This window comes from Okeania sp. (assembly GCF_983059655.1).
The window spans coordinates 3,710-12,527 of record NZ_CEZPJD010000160.1 but is presented as its reverse complement, the minus strand read 5'-3'; the positions used below and the strand labels follow the sequence as shown (position 1 = coordinate 12,527).

Here is an 8,818-nt window from a genome sequence, read left to right as displayed (position 1 = left end):
CCTGAAAATAACCACGCCAAGTTGCAACCAAGCATTTTATTATTTGTTTTGATACTTTAGTTGGTAATACTTTGTAGGCATCGCTATTTTTGGTGGCGTGGTACAGTTTAGTTAAATCTAGACTTTTTGAGTACTTGAAAAAATGCTGACGACAATAATAGTTAGCCAGGTTGTACAAGTTTTTTGATTTAAAGGCTAATTCATCACACACCCGCCAATATTGATGTGTTCGGTTAATAATATGTCTATCAACCAGTCGCATTTACCTGTTATTTTTCATCTTAAGTTATTAGCTGTTTAATATTACAACACTTTTGTTAATTTTACAACTATTTTCTACGGTTTAAGTTTAACAGTTAATCACCCTTGATATAACTGTTCATCTCATCCTATTGCTACTTGCTTGGAATACATACACTACAAAACAAGCCCCACAATTGAGTGAAAATTTAATATTGTTTGAAGATTAATATAATACTTGGTATAATAATTCGTGCTTTCCTCATTTTCTTTATAAAAATATTAAGATTTGACACAAATAGCAAGCTATATTATCTACCACTAAAGCCTACAAAAACGCTGTTTTTGCTATTCTATCAACTATCTTAATGATTGCTTGAAAATAATTATGATACAAAAAATACTCTAAGTTACACTCAACTGATTTATGATGAAGCACTCAGCTCACACTAATTTCTTATTTGTCAATTGAGTTAGATTTAGAGTGCAATCTTTGCCAATTATGTTTCAACTTAATATTAGTATGAGCTTTAATTTTGCTTTCATGCTTGTCGCTTATAGCTCATCATTTAGTTAGAATTGTTTTACTTAATTATAGTCAAGTGTTTATTAGATCTAATAGGCTTATATATTTTTTAATTTTTTCACTCTCAATATATTTAGATTTTAGATAAAAATATTTTTATCTCAAGGTTGGTTGAAGACCCGCGCTCTCCTGTAGGGGATCGCAGAGATGGGAAAACCAATCAATAAGAGCGGTTTTACAGATGTTTTGTTAAAATGCAAGCGTTACTCAAGCAAAAACCAAAGTTGAGATTAATATCGCCTTTTAATCAAGTCGCCGAGGGGCACTGGGAGACGTTAAACGGGCACGGAGGAAGAGTTAGACTGGCAAGCCAGCATTTTCCAGTGAGGTATTAACCCGCCCTGAGTCATTTGTTCAGCAAGCGTCTGTTTGAATGATCGATGGGAATCCCGTGCTGCAGGTTTAGGTCAGCGTCGGGAGGATGTCAATGACTTATGGACATACCTCTAAAATCCAATCTTACTTCTAGGATTTGGGCCTTACGCATACCCACAGCACAGTATAATTTTTCAGGAGCTAGTTAATTATGATACCAAATTGTATAGTACACATCAATAGTATGAAGCTTAAAAAATCTGAAGAAAGCTAAAGCAGAATGAAGCAATACTTTAGCGATTAGGACTTACGCATAATCCCTACAAATGGTGTGTAATTTCGTCTTTTGGGTAAGATCAAATTCATTTAATTTTGTATAAAAATAGGTTTAATAGCCCATAGTCAATGAGGTGGCTTAAAATTACTTGGGTTTGTAAACACTGATTAGCGTGTCGAAGACACTATCCATAAGGAATTTCTCTTCTGCCTTCTTCCAATAACTCTATAGCATTAAGTCTTTTGGCGCTTGACAATAAACTTTAGTTATGAAGAAACACCGTATCAGGAACCTGGGAATAGAGAAATGTCCGTGCCTTATTTAGTGTAGCGCCATAGATATATGAAGATTTGATAGAGATATTCAAAAAGCTTGAATAGGGGATGACAGTAATAGGGGTAGTTTTGCTATGGTTGATATGGTATCTAATTTGACTCAACCCCTAGAGTATTTGTATTTAGTCTGAACCTCTATAAATACCAGGTAAGAGAATTGTTTGTGTACCAGATTCTAGAGATATAGATATAGTCTCTAATAATCTCTGAGTTCAGGAGATTAAAAATAACCATAAGTATTTAGTATTTTACTTTTTTGGAGACCGCAAAAAAATGGTACAAGTTAAAGAAGTAGCCCAAACCCCTAAATTGTCTATACCTTCTTCCTTAAAAGGACTGCCTACCACCGAACGTCCTTGGGGATCTTTCACAGTTTTAGAAGATGGAGTTGGATACAAAATCAAGCGAATAGAGGTTAAACCAGGGCATAGACTAAGTCTACAAATGCACTACCATCGTAGCGAGCATTGGATTGTTGTCTCAGGAACTGCTAAGGTTTTCTGTGGAGACAAAGAAGAAATTCTACAAAACAATCAATCTACTTATGTACCTCAATGTACTTCTCATCGCTTAGAAAATCCTGGAGTTATTCCTTTAGTATTGATTGAAGTACAGAATGGAGAGTACCTTGGAGAAGATGATATTGTTCGTTTTCAAGATGATTATGCCCGTACAAAATCCTAATCTTAAACTGGTAAGCAAAAAAAATTTGTGAATGATTAATTTGAGCGAAGCAGCAGTCCAAGAAATTGTTCGTCTAAGGTCTAAGCATCAAAATTCAAATGCTTTATTTCGTTTGAAGCTTAAATCTGGTGGCTGCTGTAGTTTCTGTTACATAATGGAGTTTGACGAACAGTTAGCTAGTAACGATCGAGTTTATGAGTGTGGGAAAGTTAAAGTCGTAGTTGACTCTGAACAACTAAACTATCTGAATGGATTAACCTTGGACTATTCTGAGGATCTTATGGGTGGAGGTTTCCGATTTAACAATCCTAATGCTAAAGCTACTTGTGGTTGTGGAAGTTCCTTCTCTATTTAATGTTGACAAAAGCGTATTACTAACCTACAATCAAAGATTGTTTGTAAAGTTTTTTAGAATGACTAGGGATTAAAGTAAAAAATTAATGTTTTGATAATTTCCCTAAACTTTCTGAAAAATAGGCCGTTGCACCAAAGGTTCCTATGGGGCAGCGGTAATTTATTCATAATAGTTAAATAATAGCTTCGTTAAAAGAGGCTATTTTATCAAGTGGATATTTTTTAAAGATCAAAGTAATTGACCAAGATATACTTCTTATTGAAATTTTATTGGGAACAAATTAAGAAGAATTACCGAAAAATTGGGTTTAAAGCCTCGCCCATAAGCGGGTGACTTTCCATGTTATAATTAGCATTGGTTTCAACACCCGCCTTGTTTCATAGATACTGTAGAAAAGAAGATTAGGTCGAAACTCCTTCAGTTGAGAGCAGAACAAGGGAAGCTTTCAGGTCAATGAGCAGTTCGCTCCTTGAAGGCACAAAATTTACCCACAAGAATTTTTGATAAGTCGCGGGAGGGCATTCCGAGACTGTAAACGGACGCGGAGGCAAGCGTAAGACTACCGTCAAGGCAGCAGCAGTCAATGAAACGTCAACTCGCCGAGGAGCTACGGCTCGGTAGGAATCCCCGTGCCTAACAGCCGGGGAGGATGTCAAAAGGAAAACTGTTACTCATAACTCATGCCAACAATCCAACAGCTAATTCATTCAGCTCGTCAAGAAACTCAGAAGAAAACTAAATCTCCAGCTCTTAAAAGTTGCCCTCAACGTCGTGGAGTATGCACGAGAGTATATACCACGACACCAAAAAAGCCTAACTCAGCTCTCCGTAAGGTGGCTAGGGTGCGTCTAACTTCTGGCTTTGAAGTAACGGCCTATATTCCTGGTATTGGTCATAACCTACAAGAACACTCTGTAGTTATGATTAGAGGTGGTAGGGTTAAAGACCTGCCTGGTGTGAGATATCACATTATTCGTGGCACACTAGATACCGCAGGAGTTAAAGATCGTAAACAAAGTCGTTCTAAGTATGGGGCCAAAAAGCCTAAAGCCTAAGTTATTAGAATGCAAAATTCAAGAAAAAATTAGGTAAAATTTAGTATTTAATATTGAATTTTGTACCTATTAGTCAAATTTAAATTATTAAAAGTTTAGTTTATTGGTTGCAATAATATGTCTCGTCGTAGAGTTGTTCAAAGACGTCCTGTTCCTCCAGATGCACAGTACAATAGTCGATTAGTAAGTATGATGGTACGACGCATAATGCGTCACGGTAAAAAATCTTTGGCATTTAATATCGTGTACGATGCGTTTAAAACTATTGAAGAAAGAACAAGTTCAGACCCTCTAGAACTATTTGAAAAAGCAGTCCGGAATGTAACTCCTTTAGTAGAAGTTAAAGCCCGTCGTGTGGGTGGTGCAACATACCAAGTGCCGATGGAAGTCCGCTCAGATCGTGGAACTAGCCTGGCTCTGCGTTGGTTGGTCCAATATTCTAGAACTAGAGGCGGAAAAACAATGGCTTTAAAATTGGCCAATGAATTAATGGATGCAGCTAACGAAACAGGTAATGCAGTTCGTAAGCGAGAAGAAACTCATAGAATGGCAGAAGCAAATAAGGCTTTTGCTCACTATCGTTACTAATTAAATGGACAATGGATAATTGATAATTGATAATTAGGTTTTGCTGATTAAATATCAAAGTATTTACAGATATAAAGTTTGAGCTATTTTTAGGTTATGAAAAAGGACTAACTTTTCGGTTTATAAAGCTGCAAAAGTGAGAATCTTGGGGTAGGTATGGCAGAAAAATTAAGGGGCGACCACCTCTTTTATCAATTGTTGAAAAACTCCCACTTCTGCAGACTATGTACGGACTTTGTGCGGACTTTTATGTGATATCCCTACCTACTCCTTACAAAGACTTTATTCAGCAAACCCTAATTAGAAATAGTTTTCATTATCCATTATCCATTATTCATTATCCATTATTTAAGGAGGTAACTGTGGGACGTACTATGCCACTTGAGCGGGTGCGAAATATTGGCATTGCAGCTCATATAGATGCGGGTAAGACAACAACAACAGAAAGAATCCTATTTTATTCCGGTATAGTACATAAAATGGGAGAAGTTCACGATGGGACCGCAGTTACCGACTGGATGCCTCAAGAGCGAGATCGTGGAATTACTATTACTGCTGCTGCTATTAGCACTAAGTGGTTAGGCCATCAAATTAATATAATTGATACACCAGGACACGTAGACTTCACTATAGAAGTAGAACGTTCTATGAGGGTTCTGGATGGAATAATTGCTGTATTCTGCTCGGTAGGAGGAGTACAACCTCAATCAGAAACTGTCTGGCGTCAAGCTGACCGTTACGAAGTGCCTCGTATGGCCTTTGTGAATAAGATGGACAGGACAGGGGCTAACTTCTTCAAGGTATATGAGCAAATTCGCGATCGCCTCCGAGCTAATGCAGTTCCGGTCCAAATTCCTATTGGTAGTGAAAGTGAATTTAGGGGAATTGTAGATTTGGTGGGGATGAAAGCTTTTATCTACACCAATGACCTCGGAACAGATATTCAAGAAACGGAAATTCCAGCAGAAGTAGAAGAGTTAGTTCAAGAATATCGTCTTAAGTTAGTTGAGTCAGTGGCAGAAACAGATGATGCTCTGACAGAAAAGTACCTTGAAGGTGAGGAATTCACAGAAGAAGAACTTCGTAAAGCTCTACGTCAAGCCACTATTAAAGGTACAGTTGTACCAATGTTATGTGGTTCAGCTTTTAAAAATAAGGGTGTTCAACTTCTACTTGATGCAGTAGTAGATTATTTGCCCGCTCCAACAGAAGTCCCAGCAATTGAAGGGACATTGCCAAATGGAGAGCTAGGTACAAGACATTCAGATGATGAAGCTCCTCTAGCAGCTCTGGCATTCAAAATTATGGCAGATCCTTATGGTCGTCTCACCTTTTTAAGGGTATATTCTGGAGTACTTTCTAAGGGTAGTTATATCCTCAATTCTACTAAAGATAAGAAAGAAAGAATTTCTCGTCTAATTGTTCTAAAAGCTGATGAAAAAATAGATGTAGATGAACTGCGGGCAGGAGGTTTAGGAGCAGTTGTAGGTATGAAACATACCTTGACAGGTGATACTGTTTGTGATAAAGATAAACCAATTATCCTGGAGTCTCTTTATGTTCCTGAGCCAGTTATATCTGTGGCTGTGGAACCCAAAACTAAACAAGATATGGAGAAATTATCTCAGGCGCTTCAGGCTCTTTCTGATGAAGATCCTACATTCCGAGTGAGTGTCGATCCAGAAACCAATCAAACTGTAATTGCTGGTATGGGTGAACTGCATCTGGAAATTTTGGTAGATAGGATGCTTCAGGAGTATAAGGTGGAAGCAAATGTGGGTCAACCACAGGTGGCTTACCGAGAGACTATTCGCCAACAGGTTGAGGCCGAAGGTAAATTTATCCGTCAAAGTGGTGGTAAAGGTCAGTATGGCCATGTGGTCGTAGAGATCGAACCAGGAGAGCTAGGTAGTGGCTTTGAGTTTGTCTCTAAAATTGTTGGAGGGACAGTACCTAAAGAATTTATTAGTCCAGCAGAGCAAGGAATGAAAGAGGCTTGTGAAGCAGGTGTTTTGGCTGGTTATCCATTAATAGATGTTAAGGCTACTCTGGTAGATGGATCTTACCATGATGTGGATTCTTCAGAAATGGCTTTTAAAATTGCTGGTTCTATGGCAATCAGGGAAGGTGTTACTAAGGCTTTACCTGTATTATTGGAGCCTATGATGAAAGTAGAGGTAGAAGTACCTGAAGATTTTATCGGTAATATTATTGGAGACCTAAACTCTAGAAGAGGACAAATAGAGAATCAAGAGTTAGAATCAAGCGTGGCTAAAGTAACGGCAAAGGTTCCTTTGGCAGAAATGTTTGGTTATGCTACTGATATGAGGTCAAAGACTCAAGGTCGTGGTATGTTTTCGATGGAATTTAGTAATTATGAGGAAGTGCCTCGTAATGTGGCTGAGACTATCATTGCTAAAAGCAGAGGATATGTTTAGTAGTTTGTGAAATTGTCTATTTTTTAGGTTAAAATTTTAGCTTTGGGTTGAATAATGTGAAAATAAAATAATTGATAAGTAAATGAAAACTTACAGATTACTAAAAAAAATTTAGGTAATTGTCTAAAACTGAAGCTAACAAAGATTTAGGTAAAGAGATAGGCATAGTTTTCAAAATTTATTTATCAAAAATGGAGCGAGAGGACTCCAGGTATAATCTCCGATTTACCGAGAGATGAATCGCAACCAAACAAACAATAAGCACTCCATCATTGAGGTGTCACTGCGGTTGGGCAGATCGTAGAATAAATTGACTGTGTAGGTGCATTGTCGGGGGCTGGCAACAGTCTAGATAAGTGCCATTAAAGCAGTAAACCTAAATCGTGAGGTTTGGGAATCTCCCATTAAATCAAAGATTATAACGGGAGAATATGTCAATATTAATCAGTGCATCCGTTTCCTAAATTTGAGGGAAGCGAGATTAACAATGGAAAAAAGGAACAAGTAATTAATGGCACGCGCAAAATTTGAAAGAAATAAGCCTCACGTCAATATTGGAACTATTGGCCACGTTGACCACGGTAAGACAACCTTGACTGCTGCAATTACAATGAGTCTAGCAGCGCAAGGAAAAGCTAAGGCAAGGAATTATGCTGATATTGATGCAGCTCCAGAAGAGAAAGCACGGGGTATCACAATTAATACTGCTCATGTAGAGTATGAAACAGAAGGACGCCACTATGCCCATGTTGATTGTCCCGGACACGCTGACTATGTAAAAAATATGATTACTGGTGCAGCTCAAATGGACGGTGCAATTCTGGTAGTTTCTGCTGCTGATGGTCCAATGCCCCAGACTCGCGAGCATATTCTATTGGCCAAACAGGTAGGGGTTCCTAATATTGTTGTTTTCCTCAACAAACAAGATATGGTGGATGATGAGGAACTTTTGGAACTGGTAGAACTGGAAGTCCGGGAACTTTTAAGTGACTATGATTTTGATGGAGATAATATACCCATCGCTTCTGGGTCTGCTTTACAGGCAGTAGAAGCACTAACAGCTAACCCAAGTATAGGAAAGGGTGAAAATGAGTGGGTAGATAAAATTCTGGCTCTGATGGATGAGGTTGATGGGTATATTCCTACACCAGAACGTGATGTTGATAAGCCTTTCCTCATGGCGGTAGAGGACGTATTCTCTATTACTGGTCGTGGTACTGTAGCTACAGGCCGGATTGAACGTGGTAAAGTCAAAGTGGGCGAAACAGTAGAATTGGTAGGTATCAGAGACACTCGTAGTACTACAGTTACAGGTGTGGAAATGTTCCAGAAAATTCTGGACGAAGGAATGGCTGGTGATAATGTGGGATTACTACTGCGTGGTATGCAGAAAGATGATATTCAACGTGGTATGGTTTTGGCTAAACCAGGTTCTATTACTCCTCACAAGAAATTTGAATCAGAAGTATATGTTCTGAAAAAGGAAGAAGGAGGACGTCATACACCTTTCTTCCCCAATTATCGCCCTCAATTCTACATTCGGACCACAGATGTGACTGGTGCTATTGAGTCTTTTACTGCTGATGATGGCAGTGCAGCAGAAATGGTAATGCCTGGTGACCGGATTAAAATGACAGTTCTACTAATCAACCCAGTGGCCATTGAACAAGGTATGCGTTTTGCCATTCGTGAAGGTGGGAGGACTATTGGTGCTGGTGTTGTTTCTAAAATTCTAGAGTAGAACAACTTTCTCAAAAATTAAGTGGCAGAAAAGTACTTATGTAAATTGATATTTGCTTTTCTGCTGCTTATTAATGAAAGTTAATTTTGCTCTAAATAATTGAGTCTAATACCAAGCATGATAAATGTTTGTTGCATAAGGTAAGAACATTAGTATGCAATGTCCATAGGTCAGGTAGAAGAAGGAAAAGGCTCTAGTTATCTA

The 8,818-nt window shown here is 38.2% G+C and carries 6 protein-coding genes and 1 pseudogene; 6 read left to right on the top strand and 1 reads right to left on the bottom strand.

The genetic code is table 11. The features are described from left to right. A pseudogene (locus AC3DU7_RS11410) lies at window positions 1-262 on the bottom strand (RNA-guided endonuclease TnpB family protein); the annotation flags it as partial. Window positions 263-2,026: 1,764 nt separating this feature from the next. Here AC3DU7_RS11410 and AC3DU7_RS11405 point away from each other — a divergent pair. The 6 genes from AC3DU7_RS11405 (at window position 2,027) to tuf (ending at window position 8,614) form a co-directional block, all read left to right on the top strand. Continuing rightward, entirely contained in the window at window positions 2,027-2,437 is a 411-nt protein-coding gene (locus tag AC3DU7_RS11405) for a phosphomannose isomerase type II C-terminal cupin domain (protein WP_488039468.1), read from the top strand. Window positions 2,438-2,468: 31 nt separating this feature from the next. Continuing rightward, window positions 2,469-2,792, top strand: a complete 324-nt coding sequence (locus tag AC3DU7_RS11400) for a HesB/IscA family protein (protein WP_488039467.1) — start codon at window positions 2,469-2,471, stop codon at window positions 2,790-2,792. Window positions 2,793-3,472: 680 nt separating this feature from the next. Beyond that, on the top strand, window positions 3,473-3,847 hold the full coding sequence (gene rpsL, locus AC3DU7_RS11395; protein ID WP_293076243.1) for a 30S ribosomal protein S12: 375 nt from the start codon (window positions 3,473-3,475) through the stop codon (window positions 3,845-3,847). A 117-nt stretch (window positions 3,848-3,964) separates the two neighbouring features. Then, window positions 3,965-4,435, top strand: a complete 471-nt coding sequence (rpsG, locus tag AC3DU7_RS11390; protein WP_488039466.1) for a 30S ribosomal protein S7 — start codon at window positions 3,965-3,967, stop codon at window positions 4,433-4,435. 362 nt (window positions 4,436-4,797) lie between these two features. Next, window positions 4,798-6,873 (top strand): elongation factor G, encoded by a 2,076-nt coding sequence (gene fusA / locus AC3DU7_RS11385; protein WP_488039465.1) that lies wholly within the window; start codon window positions 4,798-4,800, stop codon window positions 6,871-6,873. Between the two features lie 511 nt (window positions 6,874-7,384). Then, window positions 7,385-8,614, top strand: coding sequence for an elongation factor Tu (gene tuf, locus AC3DU7_RS11380; RefSeq protein ID WP_488039464.1), 1,230 nt, complete (start codon window positions 7,385-7,387; stop codon window positions 8,612-8,614). Window positions 8,615-8,818 lie beyond the last annotated feature (204 nt).